Origin of the sequence: Pseudomonas morbosilactucae, assembly GCF_023241715.1 — a bacterium.
Classification (GTDB): domain Bacteria; phylum Pseudomonadota; class Gammaproteobacteria; order Pseudomonadales; family Pseudomonadaceae; genus Aquipseudomonas; species Aquipseudomonas morbosilactucae.
In genome coordinates, this window is the sequence record NZ_JALQCW010000032.1 from 23,157 (window position 1) to 45,912 (window position 22,756).

18 protein-coding genes, 1 other RNA gene and 4 pseudogenes are annotated in these 22,756 nt (G+C 56.6%); 12 read left to right on the forward strand and 11 right to left on the reverse strand.

Annotated features, from left to right (window positions below):
• Positions 1-2 precede the first annotated feature (2 nt).
• The 3 genes and pseudogenes from M1B34_RS14245 to tnpC (M1B34_RS14255) all read left to right on the forward strand — a co-directional run bounded on the left by M1B34_RS14245 (position 3) and on the right by tnpC (M1B34_RS14255) (position 2,686).
• Positions 3-824 (forward strand): helix-turn-helix transcriptional regulator, encoded by an 822-nt coding sequence (locus M1B34_RS14245; RefSeq protein WP_268265472.1) that lies wholly within the window; start codon positions 3-5, stop codon positions 822-824.
• A 215-nt stretch (positions 825-1,039) separates the two neighbouring features.
• Positions 1,040-1,291 (forward strand): IS66 family insertion sequence element accessory protein TnpB, encoded by a 252-nt coding sequence (gene tnpB / locus M1B34_RS14250; RefSeq protein ID WP_268265473.1) that lies wholly within the window; start codon positions 1,040-1,042, stop codon positions 1,289-1,291.
• Positions 1,292-1,309: 18 nt separating this feature from the next.
• A pseudogene (tnpC, locus tag M1B34_RS14255) lies at positions 1,310-2,686 on the forward strand (IS66 family transposase).
• A gap of 48 nt (positions 2,687-2,734) precedes the next feature.
• Here the strand turns inward: tnpC (M1B34_RS14255) and M1B34_RS14260 are convergent.
• Positions 2,735-3,282: pseudogene (locus M1B34_RS14260) on the reverse strand (IS5 family transposase); the annotation flags it as partial.
• Positions 3,283-3,424: 142 nt separating this feature from the next.
• Between M1B34_RS14260 and M1B34_RS14265 the strand changes: the two are divergent.
• The 7 genes from M1B34_RS14265 to M1B34_RS14295 all read left to right on the forward strand — a co-directional run bounded on the left by M1B34_RS14265 (position 3,425) and on the right by M1B34_RS14295 (position 8,269).
• Positions 3,425-3,562, forward strand: coding sequence for a P2 family phage major capsid protein (locus M1B34_RS14265; RefSeq protein WP_268265474.1), 138 nt, complete (start codon positions 3,425-3,427; stop codon positions 3,560-3,562).
• 776 nt (positions 3,563-4,338) lie between these two features.
• Entirely contained in the window at positions 4,339-5,043 is a 705-nt protein-coding gene (locus M1B34_RS14270; protein ID WP_268265475.1) for a glycine-rich domain-containing protein, read from the forward strand.
• Between the two features lie 57 nt (positions 5,044-5,100).
• Positions 5,101-5,697, forward strand: a complete 597-nt coding sequence (locus M1B34_RS14275) for a 6TM ABC transporter family protein (RefSeq protein WP_268265476.1) — start codon at positions 5,101-5,103, stop codon at positions 5,695-5,697.
• 72 nt (positions 5,698-5,769) lie between these two features.
• Positions 5,770-6,762: an ATP-binding cassette domain-containing protein gene (locus M1B34_RS14280; RefSeq protein WP_268265477.1), complete on the forward strand. Its 993-nt coding sequence runs from the start codon at positions 5,770-5,772 to the stop codon at positions 6,760-6,762.
• A complete protein-coding gene (locus M1B34_RS14285) occupies positions 6,759-7,670 on the forward strand; it encodes a JmjC domain-containing protein (protein WP_268265478.1) in 912 nt (303 codons plus the stop codon). The genes M1B34_RS14280 and M1B34_RS14285 overlap by 4 nt, the downstream gene beginning before the upstream one ends.
• Positions 7,663-7,902 (forward strand): DUF2164 domain-containing protein, encoded by a 240-nt coding sequence (locus M1B34_RS14290; protein WP_268265479.1) that lies wholly within the window; start codon positions 7,663-7,665, stop codon positions 7,900-7,902. Before M1B34_RS14285 ends, M1B34_RS14290 begins: the two co-directional genes overlap by 8 nt.
• Before the next feature lie 91 nt (positions 7,903-7,993).
• On the forward strand, positions 7,994-8,269 hold the full coding sequence (locus M1B34_RS14295; protein WP_268265480.1) for a hypothetical protein: 276 nt from the start codon (positions 7,994-7,996) through the stop codon (positions 8,267-8,269).
• A gap of 160 nt (positions 8,270-8,429) precedes the next feature.
• Here the strand turns inward: M1B34_RS14295 and tnpC (M1B34_RS14300) are convergent.
• Together tnpC (M1B34_RS14300) and tnpB (M1B34_RS14305) are read right to left on the reverse strand one after the other, a co-directional pair.
• Positions 8,430-9,929: pseudogene (gene tnpC, locus M1B34_RS14300) on the reverse strand (IS66 family transposase).
• Between the two features lie 18 nt (positions 9,930-9,947).
• Positions 9,948-10,307 (reverse strand): IS66 family insertion sequence element accessory protein TnpB, encoded by a 360-nt coding sequence (gene tnpB / locus M1B34_RS14305; protein ID WP_268265481.1) that lies wholly within the window; start codon positions 10,305-10,307, stop codon positions 9,948-9,950.
• A gap of 82 nt (positions 10,308-10,389) precedes the next feature.
• Between tnpB (M1B34_RS14305) and M1B34_RS14310 the strand changes: the two are divergent.
• Positions 10,390-10,970 (forward strand): annotated as a pseudogene (locus tag M1B34_RS14310) (IS5 family transposase); the annotation flags it as partial.
• A gap of 69 nt (positions 10,971-11,039) precedes the next feature.
• Here M1B34_RS14310 and M1B34_RS14315 read toward each other — a convergent pair.
• The 3 genes from M1B34_RS14315 to ffs form a co-directional block, all read right to left on the reverse strand.
• Positions 11,040-11,264: a site-specific integrase gene (locus M1B34_RS14315; protein WP_425273516.1), complete on the reverse strand. Its 225-nt coding sequence runs from the start codon at positions 11,262-11,264 to the stop codon at positions 11,040-11,042.
• A 150-nt stretch (positions 11,265-11,414) separates the two neighbouring features.
• A complete protein-coding gene (locus tag M1B34_RS14320) occupies positions 11,415-12,446 on the reverse strand; it encodes a DUF6538 domain-containing protein (RefSeq protein WP_268265483.1) in 1,032 nt (343 codons plus the stop codon).
• A gap of 80 nt (positions 12,447-12,526) precedes the next feature.
• Positions 12,527-12,623: signal recognition particle sRNA small type (ffs, locus tag M1B34_RS14325), an RNA gene on the reverse strand.
• Positions 12,624-13,156: 533 nt separating this feature from the next.
• Between ffs and M1B34_RS14330 the strand changes: the two genes are divergently transcribed.
• Entirely contained in the window at positions 13,157-13,510 is a 354-nt protein-coding gene (locus M1B34_RS14330) for a DUF6124 family protein (protein ID WP_268265484.1), read from the forward strand.
• Between the two features lie 63 nt (positions 13,511-13,573).
• On the opposite strand, the gene M1B34_RS14335 is transcribed toward M1B34_RS14330, so the two are convergent.
• The 5 genes from M1B34_RS14335 to M1B34_RS14355 form a co-directional block, all read right to left on the reverse strand.
• Positions 13,574-14,740: a zinc-binding metallopeptidase family protein gene (locus M1B34_RS14335; protein WP_268265485.1), complete on the reverse strand. Its 1,167-nt coding sequence runs from the start codon at positions 14,738-14,740 to the stop codon at positions 13,574-13,576.
• A gap of 104 nt (positions 14,741-14,844) precedes the next feature.
• The gene (ligA, locus tag M1B34_RS14340) at positions 14,845-17,217 is read right to left on the reverse strand and encodes an NAD-dependent DNA ligase LigA (protein WP_123330584.1); all 2,373 of its coding nucleotides are present in this window, start codon (positions 17,215-17,217) and stop codon (positions 14,845-14,847) included.
• Between the two features lie 107 nt (positions 17,218-17,324).
• Positions 17,325-18,173, reverse strand: coding sequence for a cell division protein ZipA (zipA, locus tag M1B34_RS14345; protein WP_123330582.1), 849 nt, complete (start codon positions 18,171-18,173; stop codon positions 17,325-17,327).
• A gap of 259 nt (positions 18,174-18,432) precedes the next feature.
• On the reverse strand, positions 18,433-21,921 hold the full coding sequence (gene smc / locus M1B34_RS14350) for a chromosome segregation protein SMC (protein WP_268265486.1): 3,489 nt from the start codon (positions 21,919-21,921) through the stop codon (positions 18,433-18,435).
• Between the two features lie 2 nt (positions 21,922-21,923).
• Positions 21,924-22,583 (reverse strand): GntR family transcriptional regulator, encoded by a 660-nt coding sequence (locus tag M1B34_RS14355; RefSeq protein WP_268265487.1) that lies wholly within the window; start codon positions 22,581-22,583, stop codon positions 21,924-21,926.
• Positions 22,584-22,756 lie beyond the last annotated feature (173 nt).

Here is a 22,756-nt window from a genome sequence, read left to right on the forward strand (position 1 = left end):
CCATGAACGCCCCGGTCGGACTGCTGCATCGTGAAAGCCGCATCGATGCCTGTGTCATACGGGCCCGACAGCCCCATGCACTGCTGCGGGTGCCGATTTTCTCCAGCGCCCTGTGCCGCGTCCGCCAAGGTGAAAAATGCATGAATTGGGACGACCGCGAAATGCGGGTCGGCCACCAGCACCTGATCCTGCTACCGGCGGGGCGCGAAGTGGGCATCAGCAATTACCCGGGGCCGCAAGGCCACTACATCGCCGATGTGGTGGTCTTTCCCACCGCAGCCTTACGGGCATTCAGCACGCGCTACAGCCAGCATCTCGTCCCGCGGCCCGGGCAAACCGCCAGTGCGGACCTGTGCGTGCCGCTGGATCGGCACACCACCCAGGCCTGGGAAAACCTCCTGCACAGCATCGCCGCCGATGCACCGGACGCCCTGCGCAGCCACTACGGCGAAGCGGTGCTGCTGGCCCTGGCCCTTGGCGGCTACGCCGGGCCACTGCTGCTGGACCGCCACGACCCGCTGTGTGAACGCGTGCAGCACATCATCCTGAGCAACCCCGCCCGAGACTGGACCGTGGCCAACGTCGCCGAACGCCTCAACCTCGGCGCCTCGACCCTGCGCCGCCAACTGACCCACGAACACGCCAGCTTCAGCAGCATCCTGGAGAACGTCAGACTCGGCATGGCACTGCACTGGCTACAAACCACACCACGCCCCATCGGCGACATCGCCGCCGCCAGTGGCTACGCCTCGGCGTCGAGGTTTGCCGTGCGTTTTCGCAAGCATTACGGACTGTCGCCACGGGAGTTGCGGGCAGCGCTTTAAGGCGGTGGGCTGCGAGGTTCGAACGTAAGCGCTCCATGAACCTCACATTCAAAGTACTTAGCTAACCCCGGATGCTGTGCTCCCGATTTTCTCAGGAGCTTGCCCGCCATGATGCGACCCGATGCTAAAGTCGAAAAAGTGTACCTCTACCCCAAACCCGTGGACTTCCGAAACCCATCGACGGTCTCGCCGCGTTGGTCGAGCTAGATATAAAGGTGGCGGTATTTGATCCGGTGCTTTTTGTTTTTTTCAACAAGTCCCGCAACCGGGTGAAGATTTTGTATTGGGAGCGCAACAGCTTCTGTCTTTGGCTCAAGCGCCTGGAGTCCGAGCGCTTCAAAACATCTCCAGATGTCACCGACGAGGCCATTGTGTTGAGCGTCCAGGAACTGAACTGGCTGCTCGACGGTTTCGACCTCTGGCGCAACCGCCCTCATCAGATTTTGACGCCGCGCTACGTGGCGTGACCCGGTATAATCCGGGCCATGATTTCTCTTCCCGATGACCTTCCTGATGATCCTGTTTTGCTCAAGCAACTGCTGCTTGAGGCACTTAGTCGCCAAGAGGAATCGGCCCAGGCTTATCAGACCCACATCGTCGACCTGAAAGAACAGATCAAGCTGTTGCGCGACTGTCTGTTCGGGCGTAAGTCCGAGCAAACCATCGAGCCCAACACGCCACAATAGGCCTTGTTCAACGAGCCTGAAAGCGAACCCATGCCGTTGGTTGGCGACGCTGATGAAGAAGTTTTTGCCGCGATACCGCGCCGAGGCAAACGCAAGCCACTGTCGGCTGATCTGCCGCGTATCGAAGTCATCCACGAACTGCCCGAACACGAACTGACCTATGCCTGCGGTTGCCGTGCTTGTGAAAGTGCACCGGTCACCGCTGACAAACCGGCGTAATTGATCGAAAAGAGTATGGCCAGCCCGAGTGTTCTTGCCATGCTGCTGACCATCAAGTACGTCGATGGCTTGCCGTTACACCGGTTTGAAACGGTACTGAGCCGACATGGCGTTGATATTCCTCGTCAGACGCTGGCGCGCTGGATCATCCAGTGCTGCGAACACTTTCAGCCGCTGCTGAATTTGATGCGTGACCGGCTGCTAGAAAGTGCGGTGATCCACTGCGATGAAACTCGCGTTCAGGTCCTCAAGGAACCGGATCGAGACCCGACCAGCCGTGCGCAGGAGGTGCCGTTACGCCTGCTGGAAAGTTATCGCGGTTATGTCATGACCGATGATTACGCCGGCTATAACGCCTTGGCGTTGCAATCGGGTGTGGAGCGCCTGGCGTGCATGGCCCATGCGCGCCGCAAATTTGTGGACGCGCAGAAGGTTCAGCCCAAGGGCAAGACCGGGCGGGCCGATATTGCACTGACGATGATCAACAAGCTGTACGGGATCGAGCGTGAACTTAAGGAAGCCGACGATGAACAGCGGTTTATCGCTTGCCAGGAAAAGAGCCTGCCGATCTTGGGGCAGCTGAAAGTCTGGGTGGATAAAACCCAATCCTAGGTTACGCCGCAAAGTGCATTAGGCAAGGCGGTGCATTATCTGGCGAATAACTGGAGCCGACTGGAGCGCTATCTCGAAGCGGGTTATTTGCCCATCGACAACAACGCGGCCGAAAGAGCGATCAAGCCGTTTGTCATCGGACTCAAGGCCTGGTTGTTCAGCGATACCGTCAACGGCGCCACTGCCAACGCAAAGATCTACAGTCTGGTCGAGACCGCCAAGGTCAACAGCCAAGAGCCCTATACGTGGCTGCGCCACGTACTGGAGCGGTTGCCGCATGCTTCGTCGGCCGAAGACTACGAAGCGTTACTGCCGTGGAACTGCTCGCCGCAGATGCCACGGTAGACCGTTGCCCCACCACTGGGTAGGTGGGGTTTATGGATCGCATACACTGCGTTTGCGAGGTCGCCCCGGTTTACCAGGAACGCGTACCTGATCCAGCAGCGGCTGGGCGTGGGCGATATCGCTGGCGTGCCCCGGCGAAAGCATGAAGCGTAATGGCACACCATTGGCGTCGCAGACCATGTGAATCTTGGTTGTCAGACCGCCTCGACTGCGTCCCAAGGCATGGTCTAGCGGTTCTTCAGGCCCCCTTTTTTCCGACACCTGAAGAGGCTCGGATTGCACGTACCGCAGTGGAATCGATCATCCAAGTGCCCAGATCGATCAGTCCTTCCTGATTCAATCTGATGTGCAAGCACTCAAGTATCTGGTCGAACGTACCGTCATCGCGCCAGTCACAAAAACGCTGGTACACCGTCGACCAAGGCCCAAATCGTTCAGGCAGGTCACGCAAGGCAGCGCCCGAACACAGGATCCAAAAGATTCCATGAAGTACCAGACGATCATCACTGCGTGGTCGACCCATTTTCTGCTCGGGAGAAACCAGATCTTTGATCAATTCCCACGATACATCGGAGATGTTCATAACGCTTTGCCATGCGGACCTCCAGCCAATCATGGCGGCAATTCTACCCGTACCGACTTTTCGTACAAAACCTAGGAAGACACTGAGCTGGCGGTGATCTGCGATCGCCATTTGCTGGTCGACAAGTTATCAACAAGAAGCGGGCACCGACTGAGATGCTAAGGACCAACATCGTCACCAGCCAGAAACGCCTGAGCAACCTGCAGGCTGTTTGGGTCCTGTGCTTCACGGCCAATGGCCTGTTGGTGACCCGCCTCGATGACCTGTCGATCTACTGGCAAGAAGCTAGGTAAAGACGCGCTTCCGTGGTGTTCACGATGTTCTCGCGGTGGCTAAAAAAATTGGGATGAGTGAGTGATCTCAGTGTTTTGGATTTACTCAGTACTTTCAAAAACGTTGGTGACCGAAGTTAGATAGAAATATATGACTACTTCAGATTATTCTCAATCTAGCGAAAGGCGGTTGCAGATTGCAATCCTGCGGGTTAGCTTACATGTGAAGACGCCAAATTTCCTAGCAGTTGCAAATACACTGAAAGCTTGGGGAAGCATGTCAAAATAAGTTACCAGCAATAGCCGCTGATAGCGGGCGGAGGAAGTATTGAGGAGGGAGCTCGGAAAAATATAAATTTGTGCGCGGTAAAAATTAAATAATTCAGGCTTGGATCGGCGATAGTAAGTGAAGGATGATCTCAAGGCTGCGTCGATAGTTGAATTTGCAATTATCTTTTATTTATCTTGTTGTAGCAGGGTGTCGTTAGGTGGATGACGCATAGATTGGATTGAGCGTTACAAGTAATGCTCTTGCTTCATTATCTTTTAGCTTCTACCAAAGGTTTTCTTAGTAGGAAGAAATTGCCAGCCTATTCCCCGGCTGTAGTTGTAAGGCATGAGCGTCCCGAGAAGTATAGTTGGATAGTTTATGCTCATTATACATTCAAGTGAAAAATCGGAATCCACATAACTAGCCACTGTATTCCCCAGCGATGGAAGGTACATAAACTGATGGCGATCAGCACGAGCAAGTGTGCATTTAAAATCTATTAATTTTTTACGACAAGGGAAGGCGTATGCAACAGGTGAGGATTAGAAGCGGCGATATCTCGACAACGCCACGTATTGCCGAATTGCCGGCACTATTAAAATATAAAAATGAAGATGTGGTGCTGAAGTTTTGCAAGGAGTGGGACGTTAGTCAAACTGAAGCTGAAGATATTTTCGAAGATACAAAGAAATTTCTTTACCTCGCGGCGCACTGCAAAGCTGATTGTTTCAGTGCCTCGATCTACCATCAATTCCAGATCATAGACGAAATGTGGCACTCGTTCCTTCAGTTTACTGACCAGTATGCTGATTTCTGTGAAGCTTATCTGGGCGGATTTCTCCACCACTTCCCGTTTTCTCGAAGCCTGCTCAGAGAGCAAATGAAGCTTCTGGCACGCACCCAGCAGACGTTTGCATCCTACAAACAAGAAACCTTTGCTCGGCAACTTGCGAAAACCAAGGATTTGCTGGGTGATGATACCCTCATAAAGTGGTATGGCGAGTACGCTCATCGATACAACGTCAGCCAGCTTAATGCATTGCGCAAGCCGATTGAGTTCGATAGCACCCAACTCAATATTGAGAGCCTGGTAACCCCTGAAATACTGGCATTGCCTAAAGAAAAAGTACTTCAATTCATTCTGGACAGAAAACCTATTTTTAACTCCGTTTGCGGGTGTTCTGGAAAAGGCTGTGGTGCAGGTTGCTATTGCAACTCGCCACATATGTAGATTACGCGCCCGCTTTAGGGCGGGCCTTTTATTTTGCTCAATTAAGGGAACGTTGCCGTGAGCAAAATTGAAGTATTTATATTCAAAAGCGGCTTGACTAGACAGCTAAGCATCGTGTCGTTAACGTTGATAGCATCTTTGCTGTTTGTATCCTTCGGCCTGCTTGTACGTTATGTCGTCGATCATCCAGACTTTGTTAAAAGTATGACTGGCGTCACTATCTTCTGTACTATTTTTATAGGAATCAGGTTGGCAATGCCCCTCTCCTATTCGGTGATCGAGTCACTCACTCACGATCACTACATGACGCTCGAGTCTGCACTACGATCTTTCTACTTTGACCAGATTAATCGTATTTACATTGAGCGATTGGAGGGCGCTTGGAAGAACGAGTTTGTTGCTATTTACGAATCCGCCATGTCCTCAGTCGGCAGCTATGTGAGAACAGTCTGGGCTGAGACGCTGCCGGTTATATTTCAGACTCTGTTTATTCTAGGTTCGGTTTCGGTATATCTGAGCTGGGATGTGGCGGTGGTCTTTTCAATTACGATCGTGGTTTACATATTTTTTGTTATTATCATGACGAATGCCCGTTTCCCGTTGATGAAACGCGTAGCGCAATCTCAAAAAAAAAATGAATGGCATGGTCCATAGCCTGTTAGCGGCAGGCTTCACAGAAAAAGCATACGCTTCAGCCGGAAGGTTCAATAGAAGTATCAAAACATTGTGAATCTTTACCTGCGAGCCCAGCAAAGCGTGCGTCTTGTGTTCTTCAAGTTTGGAGTGCTTACTACCGTTATCTCCGTTATTGGCAGCATGCTGGTGTTGGCCTGTGCCACCTTTGATTTCACAAAAGACAACATGACATTAGGCAGCCTGATCATGCTCGCCACCTTCCTTTTTCAGGTATTTCTCCCGTTAAATCGAATAGGAATGCTATGGCGCACGCTTAACAAATTGCGCATTGATTTCGCCCTGCTAGAAGAGGCTCTGGAGAAGTATGAACGCTATACAGTGCTCGCTTCGCCACCACCTTTCGACTTTGCGCGTCTAGCCATCAGTTTAGATGGAGTTTACAAGAAAAAATACGATAAGTGCATTTTCGAAAACCTACAGGCCGTCATCGAGTTTGCCCCAGGTCTGCCTACCTTGATCACTGGAAACAACGGCAGTGGGAAAAGTACACTCGCAAGACTGATCAGCGGGATCGATAAGCCAGACCAAGGTGCACTTTACTACAATAACACCGCCCGCTCGCTGGACAGCTACGGTTTGCTGCCCGAGTGGGTGGCGCTCTCCAGCCAATCGATTGTATTCATCAACGGTACGATCGGGGAAAACCTCGAACTCTTTCTGAAAGATGTCGACTTGGAAGGTTACCATCAGTTCGCGCATCGACTGTCATTCGAAAAACCACTGCACTACGAAGTTGGCGATCAAGGGCGAAACCTTTCGGCTGGTGAGCGTCAGAAGCTCTGCATTCTCTTGGCGCTTCTAAAGCGTCCGCAACTGCTCATTCTGGATGAGCCTACTGTCAACCTAGACTCCTTCAGTGGTGAGCAACTTAAGCGCCTTATAGAGGAGTATTCAACACTTATTAAAGTTCTTATCATCACTCACGACAAGGGATTTCTCGACCAGTTCGAAGACGCACCAATTTACGACGTAACTGAGGGCAGAGTCGTGAAATTTCATACCATTCAAAAGGAATTTCAATGAAAAATATCAGCTTTCGCCTGCCAGAAATAGATATTTTTATCCAAGACTTCTTCCAGAAGAAACCTTTTATGTTTCAGTCGATAGATGGCTATGAGATGGTGGACTGGCAAGCGATTAATCGGCTGTTAGAGAAGGATATTCTCGATTTTCCTAGAGTTCGTTTGGCCAACGACAACAATCCATCAATCCGGGGATACAAAGGTTTTGTTAATTATTCGCTGACGGTGACAGGCGAGACATCTCCCCATATAAATAGGTATAACTTACTCAAAAGCCTTCAAGGCGGAAGCACACTGATCGTCGACCGCTGCCAGGCTTTTTTTGAAGGTGCCCTCCATGCTACGCAATATCTCAATGAGAGATTGCGCTGTCGATCAAGTGCAAACCTTTACTGCGCATGGAGCGCCACACCCAGTTTTGGCGTCCATTTTGACAATAATGATGTGATCGCTGTTCAAATCGAAGGGGTCAAAAAATGGGATATTTACGCACCCACCCGCCATTATCCGCTGCTGTCCGAAAAAAGCTTTGACCACACGCCTCCGACCGGAAGCCCCATCGCGACTTACACGGTAAGTCCAGGTCAAGCTATCTACCTTCCAGCCGGATACTGGCATAACGTGTTTACCGAGTCCGAGCGCTCCATGCATCTCTCTTTTCCCTTGGTTAGGCCGCGTAAGATCGATGTAATACGCTCCATCCTAAGCCATCTGGAAGATTCGCCAGAGATGCGCCATCCTATCGCCTACTCTAAGGATATTGCTGAGAATGCAAAGTTAAGTGGTATTTTGTATTCCTATCTTGCCAATGTTGATATTGATCAATGGGAATCTGCCATTATAGAAGACTGCATGAATACAAGAAATATCACCTTCAACTTACCAGAGATAAGAACTCGAGATGCCTAAAGCAGAAATTCCCCAGCCAGAAAGAAAGGCTATCACCGATCAGCTCAAACAATATTTTCTGACCAACTTCGACTTGCACCTTGGGCAGTTTGAGGTAGAGTTTCTCCTGGACTTTATCGAAAAAACCTGCGGCCCAGCACTTTATAATAACGGTATTGATGAAGCCATCAAAACTTACGCAAGTTATAGTGAGCGTGTTCAGGAAGAAATGGAACCAAAGAGGATAATTTGAAAATCTCATCAAATCTTTCGTTGATGCGTAAAGAGTGGCATAGCGCTTTTTATACTTTGAATATTGAGCAGCTCGATTTCCTAGAGACGGAGTGGTTTTTCTCTACCAATGGCATAAAGTTTATGTACAAGAAAAACAACTCCATAAGCTTTCTGTGTTGCGAGCTAAAAATCGTAGTGCCTTTTCTGCTTACCGGCGAACTGAAACGGGCTTAGAAGTCCGAGAACTCGGGAATCTTGCGTCAGTCTCCGGATCAGCGAGCATTACCAGTCCAGAAGGCGAAAAATATATAAATTTCATAGAAAGCTGGATCAAAATCAATGATTTCTGGAAGTTGCAGTTTCTGACTTTCGATGGTGAGGAGTAAATTGCTTTCCACAGAAATGTACTCCGCTCGCCGCTAGTGTTCTGTCTCACACATAAAGTTCATCAGGCCTGTGAGGCCATTGCCTCTCGGACTCGCTGTATCTTGTTCAAAATATCGTAAACGCTCCATAAACCCCACCAGCTTTAAATGGGCGACGCGCTCAGCTAGGCGATGCGGGTGAGCAGTTCCACGGCAGCAGGGCTTCGGAATCTTCAACCGATGTCGCCGTTGGCAGGCGTTCGAGTGCGTGGCGCAGCCACGCATAGGGCTCTTGGCCGTTGGCTTTGGCAGTCTCGACCAGTCTGTAAAGTTGAGCACTGGCCGTCGCGCCCTTGGGCGTGTCGCTGAACAGCCAGTTCTTTCTTCCGATCACGAAGGGGCCGATCGCGCGTTCAGCGGCGTTGTTGCCGAGCGGCAGGTAGCCTTCCTCCACGTATTGCTCCAGTTACTTGCGAGGTAACTGATGGCTTTGCTCAGGGCATTCTGAGCAGTGACCTGTGGCTGCGTCTTTTCAATCCAGCTTTTCAACTGAGCCAGTACGGGCAGACTTTGTTCGTGACGACCGATCTTACATTCAGCGTCGCCGCAAGCTTTTAGATCGCGTTCGATGCCGTAAAGCTTGTTGATCAGATTCAGCGCGATATCCGCGCGCCCCGTTTTACCTTTGGGCTGCACTTTCTATGCTTCAACGAATTTGCGACGCGCATGGGCCCAGCATCCTAAACGCTCAACTCCAGCCTGGGCGCCCAGTGCGTTGTAACCAGCATAATCATCGGTCATGACGTAACCGCGATAGCCATCGAGCAGGCGCGTAGACACCTCCTGCGCTCGGCTGGTGGAGTAGTCAAAAAGATCACCGGCTTATCCGGCGGGCGCCGGTTTGCACCCACATCAATGACTGGCTGCTCGGCTCACGGTCAGGCTCTTTCAACACCTGCATCCGCGTTTCATCGCAATGGATGACCCGGCTGACCAATAGGATGTAACGCATTAAATTCAACAACGGCTGAAAGTGCTCGCCGCACTGGATAACCCAGCGAGCCAAGGTTTGGCGCAAGATATCAACGCCGTGGCGACCCAGCACTTTTTCAAAGCGGTGTAGCGGTAAACCGTCCACATATTTAGTGGTCAGCAGCATTGTAAGAACGCTGGGGCTGGCCATGCTCTTTTCAATCAGTTGAGCTGGCTTGCCTGCTGTGACGGGTGCCGTTTCGCGGTCGCGGCAACTGTAAACTTTACGAATGTGTTTGATCACCCGTATCTGCATCGGGACGATTTCAAGTTGCTCGCTGATTTCCTCGCCAATGGCGTGTTTGCGGCAACCGCAGACGCAGGTCAGCTCATGCTCGGGCAGTTCGTGGATGACTTCGATGCGCGGTAGAGCAGCAGGCAGTGGCTTGCACTTGCCACGGCGCTTGGTGGGTGCGACGACCTCTTCTTCCGTGTCTTCGTCGGCAACGTCGGCGATGCTTTCTGCTTCATTGAAAAGGGCTAGCTGAGGCGTAGTAGGATCAGCTGTCTGCTCGGACTTACGTCCGAGCAAGCGCTGACGCAGCAGCGCATTTTCCTCTTCAAGAAAACCGATCCGCGACTGCATCTTCGCAAGCATCTGCTTAAGTAGTTGAAGATCGTCAGGGAGGTTTTCGGGCACAGAATTCATGCCTTGGATTATACCGAATCAGGCCACGAATCGCGGCGTCAAAACCTGATGAGGACGCTTACGCCAGAGGTCAAAACCGTCGAGCATCCAGTTGAGTTCCTGGACAGTCAGGACAATCGCTTCGTCCGTCACGTCGGGCGACGTTTTGAAACGTTCGGACTCCAAGCGCTTGAGCCAAAGGCAGAAGCCGTTGCGTTCCCAGTACAAAATCTTCACTCGGTTGCGCGGCTTGTTGAGGAAAACAAAAAGCACTGGGTCAAAGACGGCGACCTTGATATCCAACTCGACCAACGCAGCCAGGCCGTCAATGGATTTTCGAAAATCGACGGGCTTGGGGTAGAGATAGACTTTTTCGACTTTTGCATCGAGTCGCATCATGGCGAACGGGCTCCCGAGGGAATCGGGAGCACAGCATCCAGTATTAGCTGAGCGCTTTGAATGTGAGGCTCATGGAGTGGTTACGATCGATCTGGACATCTGGATGATCGATTCCACTGCGGTACATGCAACCCGAGCCTCTTCAGGTGTCGGAAAAAAAGTGGGCCTGAAGAACCGCTAGACCATCACTTGGGACGCAGTCGAGGCGGTCTGACAACCAAGATTCACATGGTCTGCGACGCCAATGGCGTGCCATTACGCTTCATGCTTTCGCCGAGGCACGCCAGCGATATCGCCCACACCCAGCCGCTGCTGGATCAAAGCGTTCCCAGTAAACCGGGGCGACCGCGCAAACGCAGTCGCTGGTTGCTGGCCGACAAATGCTATGACGCAGAACACCTGCGTCACTACTGCGATCGTTACCGAATACAGCCAGTAATCCCGCTATGCGCCATGCCGCGCAAACCTAAACCTGGTCTGCCCCGACTATTTGATCGTCCAAAGTATCGGCAGCGGAACATTATTGAGCGGATGTTTGGCTGGCTAAAAGAAAACCGCCGAATCAGCACTCGGTACGACAAGCTGGCCAAGAGCTTCGCAGCCATGGTCACGCTGGCATGTAGCCTACGTTGTATGCGGCAATACTTTTCGTACAAAACCTAGCTAAAGCGCCCACCAACTCCCCTACGGTTTTGCTCATTTGCACTCCATGCTTACTCGCGTTAACTACGGTTAAAAGACAGATAAGCTAATTGAATCAACTACGTCTACCAAAACTCCCGCCTTATAGTCTTTCCCATACCGACCAAATGTTATTCCACCTGTTTGGTGGCCCAGGATGCCATCGACCAACGCCTCTGAAACATCCTTCTGTTTCAAGTGGTCAGCAAATGTATGTCCGAAACTGTGGAAGTCCTTCTTGGCGACATCATCCCTCAATCCCAGTTGTTCACGCACCCGAGTAAACCACTTCGATGGCGCAGCACTGTAACCATGCTTCTTATGGCAAGTCAGCTCCGAAAACAGACGCTCATTCCCGGCCTCTTTAACCTTCGTCACGTACTCTAGGAAACCCAATGCCAAGAGTTTGGAATGTATTGGCGCAAGTCATTCGGATGACGCCGTCTTTAGCTTCTGGTCCGGCCTTGTAGCTCGTATGTGGATGCAGGTATGGCTGTCGATAGTCACTACGTCGTCGGTGTACAGCTGGCACAGCTCGTTGAGCCTGGCGCCCGTGTAGAGTTCCAGGAGGGGCAGCCAGTATTGATTCGGCTTTTGGCCATGGGCCGGAGCATATGTCGCCCGGTTAAACAACAGTTTGAGGGCTTCCGCACTGAAAGCGCTACGCTCCTCGCTCACCTTACGCCGCTGGCGCACGCGCAGACCATCGAACGGATTACGACTGCAATAGCCCTCCCTGACCGCATACGAAAAGAAGGCCGTCAGGTTCTTCACGTAGTTGTTAAAGGTCGTGACGCTGATGGTACTGGTCGCCTCAGCGATGGACTGCTCCAGTGGTTGGTCCGGCAACTGATGCAGGCGCGGGGGAAGCTTCAGCGCCGTCTCTCGGAATAGGTGGGCGTCCTTGCGGGTTATCTGGTCGATGGGCATGTCACCGATGATTCGGGTCAACAGCACGGCTACCGCACGCTTGTCGTCTAGGGACTTGACCGCGACGCCCTCCCGGCGCTGCTGCACTAACTGCTCATCGACCACCGCGAGAAAGCTTGGGGATTGCTGAACAACTGCGGGCACTGTCACGACAGATGCCACAGGAGGAAGCTGAAGAGCACCTACGGACCGTTCTGGCGCTAGTGAAGGCACAGGCATAGCCGCACCTATCAACTGCTGCTGCCGCAGCCAGGACGCCCAACTAGCAAGACGCTTACCTCCCACTTCCCAGGCCCCGCGAATGAACTCAAGCGACGGCCTAATACCCTGAAACGCTTGCGTAAACAGCCCCTGGACCTGGGCCAGAATGTCCCGCCCACGAATCAGCGCCTCCCGCTTGCAGCGTGTCTGCAGGGAGCGACGAATTTCTCTTTGGGGCAACAACGGGCGAATGACATCCGGCACCACGACTCGGAAGTAGTAGACCGAGTGGCGGGACAGTAAAAGGTAGGACGGGATGGTCGACACGGATGTATCACTCCTTGTACCACCGCGTGGCAAAGGGTGAAAAACCGTTAAGAATCAATCACTTAGATGATTGGAGGCAACCCCACCAGCCACACCCCGGCACACAATGTTCCCGCTGTGGCTGCTGCCTTCCGGCTCTGACCAGGTTCACGGGTAATCGTTGCGGGGGGACCGATGGGGTCACCATAACGACGCTCGCCTGACGGCGAGCCGCGCCATTGTACCTATCTGAGTTGAAGTTACAACCGCTGCTTGCAGATTAAAAAATCCGAGGGTGGTCAAGCACTTGGCCACTTCCCTTGGAACACCCCGCGATGCAGGGGATGGCAGCGGACAAGGGGTAGCGACACAGCCCCCCTTGTAGGGAAAGCACCTGAGGCACGGTGGAGTTTTCGCTTTGTTTTGTAGGGCGCTTCCGAGAGAATGCAAACCGCCTTTGAGCGCCTTGAACCCCTCTATTCGATCAGGCAGTCTCCCTGGGCCGCTGCACAATCAGCGGCCCGGATGTGGAAGTTCGGAACTGAGTAAGCATGAGCGCTCTTGAGCATTCTCTGACGATTTCTGGTCAGCGTCGCTTTATGGCGGTTGTGCGCGGGACACCTTCGGGTGTGCTGGGTTACTCAGTCCCGGTCTTCCACACCCTCGCACAACTGCCACCCCTCATGTGGAAGTGAGCTCGGCAGTCCTTTAATACTGAGTGAGTGACACACATGAAAAAGCTTGTCCCCGACCCACCCTTCTCCCTCCCTGCTCATCGTCGCGACCCCGAGCTGGACAGCGCCAATGCCATCTTGCTGCACACCCTCAAAGCCACCCGCGAGCGCCCTTTTGGCCTGCGTGACGCCCACGGCCAGGCGTTGTACACGGTGCAGCCGGGCATAAGTGCCGAAGATGCCTTGGCCCACGTGTCGCTGCTGCTCAAGTGCGCCGAGGAGGTGTCCGATGAAATCACCGAGCAGGCCAGCGGCATCGAGCGCGGCCTGATCTGGTCCATGGTGCATTCCGTGGAAATGGCCCGCGCCGTGGTGGATGCCTTGCTGGACAGCAACCGCCCCAACTGCTAAGCGCAGCGCTCAGTACAGGGGCCGGCTTGCCCTTTCCGGCAGACCGGCCCCTTTGCTGCACCTTCAGACCTGGGCCAATACCTCATCGGCCTTGCCGCCTTCGCCCTGGATCACCAGGTGAATAAAGTGCAGTTTGGCGATCACCGCCGACGGCAGCACAAAGGGGTAAAAGTCCGGCTGGCCCATGCTGCGGGACAGCTCGTTGAGCATCCCGGCCAGCTCGATCCAGGCGTTGACGAACGACAGGAACGCCGGCCCGCCTGGGTGCTGCGGGTCGTAGAGGGTGCTCAAGGGAAAGGGCTGATAGTCGAAGTCCATTTCCCGGGCGCTCATGCCAAAGCCCAGGGCGGTGTCCACCGCATCCATCATGTGCAGGTAGTGGGCCCAGGTTTCCGCCCAGTCTTCCCAGGGGTGCATGGTGGCGTAGGCACTGACGTAGCCCTGCTGCCAATCGCTCGGCGCGCCTTGTTGGTAATGCCGGTCCAGGGCTTCGGCGTAGCTTTGTCGCTCATCGCCGAACAGGTTGCGAAAGGGCTCCAGCCAATAGCCGTTGGCAATCAGCCGATCCCAGTAGTAATGCCCGACCTCGTGCCGGAAGTGCCCCAGCAGTGTGCGGTAAGGCTCACGCATCGCCACCCGCACTTGCTCGCGATGGGCGTCGTCGGCTTCCTTGATGTCCAGGGTGATCAGGCCGTTGGCGTGCCCGGTCATGGGCGCCTTGCCTTCCAGGTCGATGCCGACAAAGTCGAAGGCCAGCCCGGTGTCTTCATCCAGAGTCTTGGGGATCACCTGCAGGCCGAGGCTGACCAGTTGCGCCACCAGGCGCCGCTTGGCGATTTCCACTTTGCGCCAGCGCTCGGGGTTTTCCGCCACTGACAGGTCGGGGATGGTTCGATTCAGGCTGCACGCCACGCACAAGCTGTCGCTGCCATGGGCCGGCAACAACCAATTACAGGCGGCTGGGGTATCGAGATTGGCGCAACGGCGAAACAGGCCGGCCTCGGGGTCGGCATCCAGCCACCAGGTGGCAACCTCGGGCCCGGGCTGCAACGATGACAGTCGGCTTTGTTCCGGCTGATAGCCCAACAGCGCCGAACAGGCCAGGCATTGGCTGTTGCGAAAGAACAGCGACTGCCCACAACGGCACTGCCAGACCTTGCTGTTACGCGAACTTTCGCCCATGAAGGGCGCGGCGATACGGGAACTGAGCTGCTCGAAAAAACGGTACATGGCGATCCCTCTCTGAGGCTTGCGAAGACTAGATCATCCCGGCTGCCTCATCGTTCCATCGCGCTTGCCGGCGAAGCTTTCGCCGGCAAGCCGCTGCCAGCAGATCACGCCGAGAGTGAGATCCCGTGGTCGCCGAGGAAGGCGACAAAGGCCTCTTCATCCAGGACCTTGAGGCCCAGTTCATTGGCCTTGGCCAGCTTGGAGCCGGCACCCGGGCCAGCCACCACGCAATGGGTTTTTGCCGACACCGAACCTGCAACCTTGGCCCCCAGACTCTCCAGCTTGTCCTTGGCCACGTCGCGGCTCATCAGTTCCAGGGAGCCGGTCAGCACCCAGGTCTGGCCCGCCAACGGCAGTCCTTCGACGACCTTTTTCTCGCTGCGCCAGTGCATGCCAAACGCCTGCAACTGCGCCTCGATGGCCAGGGCGTGGGTGGCATTGGCTTCGACGTCAAAGTAGTCACGCACGGCCTTGGCCTGCTTCTCGGGCAAGGTCTGGCGCATGTCCAGCCAGTCGGCAGCGATCACCCCTTGCAGGGTGCCGAACTTGTCCGCCAGCTTCTGGGCGGCGCCCGGGCCCACCGACGGAATGTTCAACTTGTCGAGCATGCCGCCCAGGGTGGCGCTGGCCGCAAAATCGGCGCCCAGCTCACCCTGGTCCTGCAACTCCAGCCCGCACTGCTCCTTGTCGAGCAAAGCCCCAATCACTTCTTGGTTGTGGCTGTCTTCGAAGAAGCTGTGGATCTCATGAGCCACTTCCAGGCCGACGTCCGGCAGGTAGGTCAATACTTCCGGCAACGCCTGCTGCACACGCTCCAGCGAAGCCAGGGAGCGCGCCAGGACCTTGGCCGTTTCTTCGCCCACATCAGGAATGCCCAAGGCGTAGATAAAGCGCGCCAGGGTCGGCTTGCGGCTGTCGGCAATGGCCTTGAGCAGCTTGTTGCTGGAGACCTCGGCGAAGCCCTCCAGATCGATGATTTGCTCGTACTTGAGCCGGTAGAGGTCTGCGGGCGAGGCGATAAGCTTCTCGTCCACCAGTTGCTCGATGGTCTTGTCGCCCAGGCCTTCGATGTCCATGGCACGCCGGGACACAAAGTGAATGATCGCCTGCTTCAACTGGGCACCACAGGCCAGGCGCCCGACGCAGCGGTACACGGCGCCCTCGCTGACGGTTTCCTTGCCCTTGCTGCGTTTCACCAATTGGGTGCGTTCGACGTGGGAGCCGCACACCGGGCAGGTTTCCGGGGTCGGGACCGGCCGGGCGTCAGCAGGACGACGCTCGGGCACCACCTGCACCACCTTGGGAATCACATCGCCGGCGCGGCGGATGATCACCGTGTCGCCGATCATCAGGCCCAGGCGCGCCACTTCATCCATGTTGTGCAGGGTGGCGTTGGAAACGGTGACGCCGGCCACCTTGACCGGCTTCAAGCGCGCCACCGGGGTCACCGCGCCGGTACGCCCGACCTGGAATTCCACGTCCAGCAACTCGGTCATTTCTTCCATGGCCGGGAATTTGTGGGCAATCGCCCAACGTGGCTCGCGGGCGCGGAAGCCTAGTTCCCGCTGGGATGCCAGGCTGTTGACCTTGAACACCACGCCGTCGATTTCATAGGGCAACGCGTTACGCCGCTCGCCGATGTCGCGGTAGTAATCCAGGCACTCGTCCACGCCCTTGGCCAGCTTCAGCTCGCGGCTGACAGGCATGCCCCAGGCCTTTAACTGCTCCAGGTTGCCGATGTGGGTGTCGGCAATGTCTGCCGACACCTGGCCAAGGCCGTAGCAGCAGAACTCCAGGGGACGGCTGGCGGTGATCTTTGAATCCAGCTGGCGCAGGCTACCGGCGGCAGCGTTGCGCGGGTTGGCGAAGGTCTTGCCGCCCACTTCCAGTTGCGAGGCGTTCAGGCGCTCAAAACCGGCCTTGGACATATAGACTTCGCCGCGCACTTCCAGGGTGGCTGGCCAGCCGCTGCCTTGCAGCTTGAGGGGGATGTTGCGCACTGTGCGCACGTTGACGCTGATGTCTTCGCCGGTGGTGCCGTCGCCACGGGTGGCACCGCGCACCAGGGCGCCGTCCTGGTAGAGCAAGCTCACGGCCAGGCCATCGAGCTTGGGTTCACAGCTGTATTCCACCGCCGCGCCACCGCCAAACAAGTCGCCCGCCGGCAGGTCCAGCCCTTCGTTGACCCGGCGATCGAACTCGCGCATGTCCACTTCTTCGAAGGCGTTGCCCAGGCTGAGCATGGGCACTTCGTGGCGCACTTGAGTGAACGCCGAAAGCGCGGCGCTGCCGACACGCTGGGTGGGCGAATCGCTACTGACCAACTCGGGGTGCTCGGCCTCCAAGGCCTTGAGCTCATGGAACAACCGGTCGTACTCGGCGTCCGGAATGCTCGGCTCGTCCAGCACGTGGTAGCGGTAGTTGTGTTGGTCCAGCTCAGCGCGCAGCTCAAGAATGCGGGTTTCAGCGGCGGTCATGGGGTTCTCTCATAAAGCAAAAGAGCAGCCATGGCTGCTCGATTTGAAGATGGGGCAAAGGCTTCGCTGGCGAGCCAGCTCCTACAGGAGGAGCTGGCTGTGGAAGCTTAGCGCTTCTGGGTCAGGGCGCGGCGCTCGAATTCGACGATGCGCTGGCGGTAATGCTCGATGGTCTGCGCAGTCAGCACGCTGCGCTGGTCGTCCTTGAGCTCGCCATTGAGTTCCTGGGACAGCTTGCGCGCTGCGGCCACCATCACGTCGAAGGCTTGCTTCGGGTGACGCGGGCCCGGCAGGCCGAGAAAGAAACTCACGGCCGGGGTGCTGAAGTGGTCGATGTCATCCAGGTCGAAGACGCCCGGCTTGACCGCGTTGGCCATGGAGAACAGGACTTCGCCATTGCCTGCCATGCTTTCGTGACGGTGGAAGATGTCCATCTCGCCAAAACGCAGGCCGCTTTCGAGGATGTTCTGCAACAACGCCGGGCCTTTGAAACCGGCGGCGTCGCGGCAGATCACACTGATCACCAACACTTCTTCGGCTTGCGGCTGATCTTTCTCGGCGTGGCTCGACGCCTTGCCTTCGTCCGGGAAGTCATCGTCACGGCTGCTGAAGCTCGGGCCGTTGTCCAGATCCAGGTCCAGGTTCAGGTCGCCCTGATGCGGCTCGCCACCCCGCTTGCCGCGCTTGGACGAAGACTCACGCGGCTCGCGGGCCGGCATGCTCACCGACGGCAAGTCATGCTCGTCGAGTTGCGGTTCCTTGTGGGTATCCAGCACGCGAGGCGGCCCCAGCAATTCAGCGCTGGTGTCCTCGTCCGGCAGGTTGGACAGGCTTCGGTCAAGACGGAATTTCAACTTGCCTTTGCCGCCGCGCATACGGCGCCAGCCATCAAAAAGAATACCGGCAATGACAATAATGCCGATGACGATCAGCCACTCGCGCAGACCGATTTCCATGTAATCCCGTGCCTCTATAAAAAATGCTGATAAATAAGGGGCTTAGCAAACTGCAAACCGCTTTAAAACGTGGCGCCAACTCTATGTTCTGAATGGCATTTTGCCCACGCATAGGAAAAATTGACATTAAACTAGCACGACCAAAGGCAACTTTACACCGTCTGTCACAACGGTTAAGGCCAATATGTCGATTGGCCAGCAATCCGGGCGGGTAAAAACTCCAGGCTGACCGTCCCCTCGCTCCCCCGGCCCTTTGGACTCAAGCGTCCACCATCGCCATCGCCTCCTCGACATCCACTGCTACAAGGCGCGAACAACCGGGCTCGTGCATCGTGACCCCCATCAACTGATCGGCCATTTCCATGGCGATCTTGTTGTGGGTGATATAGATGAACTGCACCGTTTGCGACATTTCTTTGACCAGTCGGGCATAACGTCCAACGTTAGCGTCATCCAGCGGCGCGTCAACTTCGTCGAGCATACAGAACGGCGCCGGGTTCAATTTGAAGATGGCAAATACCAGGGCCAATGCGGTCAGGGCCTTTTCACCACCCGAGAGCAAATGAATGGTGCTGTTCTTCTTGCCTGGAGGACGCGCCATGATTGTTACCCCTGTATCGAGTAAATCTTCGCCCGTCAGTTCCAAATAAGCGCTGCCACCACCGAAAACTTTTGGAAAGAGCGCCTGCAAACCGCCGTTAATCTGATCAAAGGTATCTTTGAAACGATTACGGGTTTCCTTGTCGATCTTGCGGATAACGTTTTCCAGGGTCTCCAGGGCTTCCACCAGGTCAGCGTTCTGCGCATCCAGGTAGCGCTTGCGCTCGGACTGCTGCTGATACTCGTCGATGGCCGCCAGGTTGATCGCGCCCAGGCGCTGGATGCGTGCAGCGATGCGTTCCAGTTCTTCCTCGGCGGCCTTTTCATTGGCCTCGGCGGTCAGGGTCGCAAGCACGCCTTCAAGGTCATAGCCGTCTTCCAGCAACTGGTCCTGCAAGGTCTTGCGACGCACGCTCAGGGCTTGCCATTCCATGCGCTGCTGTTCGAGCTGGCCACGGATCAGTTGCGACTGCTGCTCGGCCTGATTGCGGCGCTTCTCGGCGTCGCGCAGTTCGCGGTCGGCGTCTTCCAGGGCGATTTGCGCGGTCTTGAGCTCGACGTCCACCGTCATGCGCTTTTCCAGCAGTTCTTCCAGCTTAAGGCGCAGCTCTTCCAGGGGCGCTTCGCCCTCTTCCAGGTTGAGGCTGAGCTGCTCGCGCTTCTCGGTCAGGCGTTCGGATTGCAGTTCAAGGCGTTCCAGGGCCTGGCGCGTGGAGTCGTGCTGGGCTTTGAGCGAACCCAAACGCACCGCCAGTTGATGGGCGTGATCCTTGTGTTGCCGGGCTTCCTGGCGCACCCGGTCCAGGCGCTCGCGCAGGCTGTCGCGCTGGGCCAGTAGCAGTTCGCGCTGCTCGGTGTCCAGGGCCATGCTGTCCAAGGCTTCCTGCAACTGCAGCCGAGCCTCGCCTATTTGTTCGTGTTCCAGGGCCCGCTGTTCGCCCAACTCGGTGAGTTCTTCATCCAGGCGGGTACGACGCAAACTCAGTTGCTCAGCCTTGGCCTTGCCGGCGGACAGCTTGGCCTTCAATTCACCCTGCTGACGGGCTTCGTCCTGCAGCAGGCGGCGCAAATGTTCGCGGCCATTTTCCTGCTGGCGCTGCTGCGCCCGCAGGTTTTGCAATTGGCTTTCCAGGGCTTCGACGCTGGCTTCGCGCTCATCGCGCTCCAGGCCCAGTTGCTGGATTTCCTGACCACGGGCCAGCACGCCGCTTTCCGCTTCACTGGCGCGGCGCACTCGCAAAAAGTGCCGGCCGACCCAGAAGCCATCACGGCTGATCAGGCTCTCGCCCGCCGCCAGTTGCCCGCGCAAGGCCAGGGCCTGTTCCAAACTGTCCACCGGTTTGACCTGGCCCAGCCAGGGCGCCAGGTCCACCGGCGCATCGACCTTGTCCAGCAGGCTACCGGGGATGCGCGCGCCCTCCCCGGCCAGCGTCAGCAAGCGCAGATCGCCCTGCTCGAAACCGGCCAGGTCGATCCCGGCAAAGTCATCCACCAGCACCGCTTGCAGATCGGCACCGAGCACGGTTTCCACCGCCAGCTCCCAGCCGGCTTCGACCTGCATGCCATCGGCCAGGCGCGGGCGCTCGGACAACTGCTGGTCCTTCAACCATTGGGCAGTGCCGGTGCCCGGATCGAGCGCCGCCTGCTGCAACGCTTCAAGGGAGGCCAAGCGACCGTTGAGGCGTTGCAGTTCGCCCTGGGCCTGCTGCTGGGCCTGGGTGGCCCGCTGCAGTTCCTGACGCAGCTGTTCCAGCCGCTCGACCTGGGCTTCTTCACTGGCTTGCAGGTCTTCCAGGGTCACCTCGCTGGCGGCCAGTTCTTCATTGAGTTCGAGGATCGCCGCATCTTCCGGGTCGGCGGACAGTAGGTCACGCTCCTCGGCGAGACGTCGCTGGCGTTCGGCCAGGCGCTCCATGCTGCCTTCCAGTTGCTGGATGCGCGATTGCTGTACCTGGGCCTGGCGCTGCGGCTCGGCAGAGCTGAGGTTGAAACTGTCCCACTGCTCCTGCCAGCCGTGCATGGTGGTTTCGGCTTCTTCCAGGGCGGCTGCGGCTTCTTCGGCTGCGGCGCTGGTGACTTCCTGTTCCGGCTCGAGCATTTCCAGCTCTTCGCCCAGGGTCGCCAGCAAGGTACGGTCATGGCCCAGGTGGGATTCGGTTTCCTGGCGCGCGCGCTCGGCTTCGCGCAGGTCGTCCTGCAACTGGCGCAAACGCTGCTGGCCGTGCTGGATGCTCTGTTCGACCCGGGCGATATCACCGCCCACCGAATAGAAGCGCCCCTGCACCAGATTGAAGCGTTCGGACAGTTCATGGTGCCCGTCACGAAAGCGTTCGATGGCGGCATCGGCGTTGCGCTGCTCGGCCACCAGGGCTTCGAAACTGACTTCCTGGTTGCCGATGATCGACTCGCGCTGCCCCACCTGTTCATTCAACGCCTGCCAGCGCAGCGCCGACAGTTGGGCCTTGAGCTGACGCTCCTCGCCCTTGTATTCCTGGTACTTCTCGGCGGCCTGGGCCTGGCGATGCAGGCGCTCGAGCTGACGTTCCAGCTCTTCACGCAGGTCAGTCAGGCGCGCCAGGTTTTCATGGGTGCGGCGAATACGGTTCTCGGTTTCGCGGCGGCGCTCCTTGTACTTGGAGATGCCCGCGGCTTCCTCGATAAAGTTGCGCAGGTCCTCGGGCTTGGCTTCGATCAGCTTGGAGATCATGCCCTGCTCGATGATCGAGTAGCTGCGCGGCCCCAGGCCGGTGCCGAGGAAAATATCGGTAATGTCGCGACGCCGGCACTTGGTGCCGTTGAGGAAGTAGCTGTTCTGGCTGTCGCGGGTGACCTTGCGGCGGATGGAGATTTCCGCGTAGGCCGCGTACTCGCCGATCAGGGTACCGTCGGAGTTGTCGAACACCAGCTCGATGCTGGCCTGGCTCACCGGCTTGCGGCTGGTGGAGCCATTGAAGATGACGTCGGTCATCGACTCGCCGCGCAAATTCTTGGCCGAGCTCTCGCCCATCACCCAACGGACGGCGTCGATGATGTTCGACTTGCCGCAACCATTGGGCCCGACCACCGCCGCCATGTTACTGGGGAAGTTCACCGTAGTCGGGTCGACGAAGGACTTGAACCCCGCCAGCTTGATGCACTTGAGCCGCACGTTTAGGCGCCCGTCAACGCAGACACCACCAGGTCGCAGCTGCGCTGGGCGTAGGCCGTGAGCACCTGGCGGATCTGCGGCAAATCACGGGCCATCACCGCGGCCAGCAGCTGTTCGAACAACGCCAGGTACTCGCTCATCGACGCCTTGCGCTGCTCCAGTGCCAGGTAATAGGCACGGCTCATGGCCGGCTGCAGGTTCTCGACGGTTTCCTGCAGATAAGGGTTGTTGGCGAAAGGATAGGCGGCGCGCATGACGTTGAAGCTGTCTTCAACGAACCCCCGGATATCCTGGCGCTCGTAGGCCGCGATCAGGCGCTGCTGGATCTGCAGGAACGGCGTCATGTCCGCCTGCTGCACCCAGCCGCTGGCCACCGAATTGCCCAGCAGGATGTACAGCTCGCTCATCAGCGCGCACAGGCTGCGCACCTTGTGCTCGGTGAGTTCGGTCACGTGGGCGCCACGGCGCGGCAGGATGGCGATCAGATGGCGGCGCTCGAGGATCAGCAAGGCTTCACGCACCGAGCCGCGGCTGACATTGAGTGCCAGGGTGACCTTCTGTTCCTGGATGCGCTCCCCGGGCTTGAGATCGCCACGAATGATACGTTCGGCGAGGTGGTGGGCAATTTGCTCGGCGAGACTGTCCGGCGCCTTGAACGTCATGGTTTTCCTTGAAAATCTTCGATCAACACAAGCGGCGCAGTGTAGCGCAATTGATACCTGATGGCGGAGTGCCCGAAGCGCGTAAATTGGCATGGAATAAGCAAAAACATTCCATCCCGAGAGGGTCAATACTCTTTGCATGGAACCGTTGACCGACAAAATCAAATTTCCTG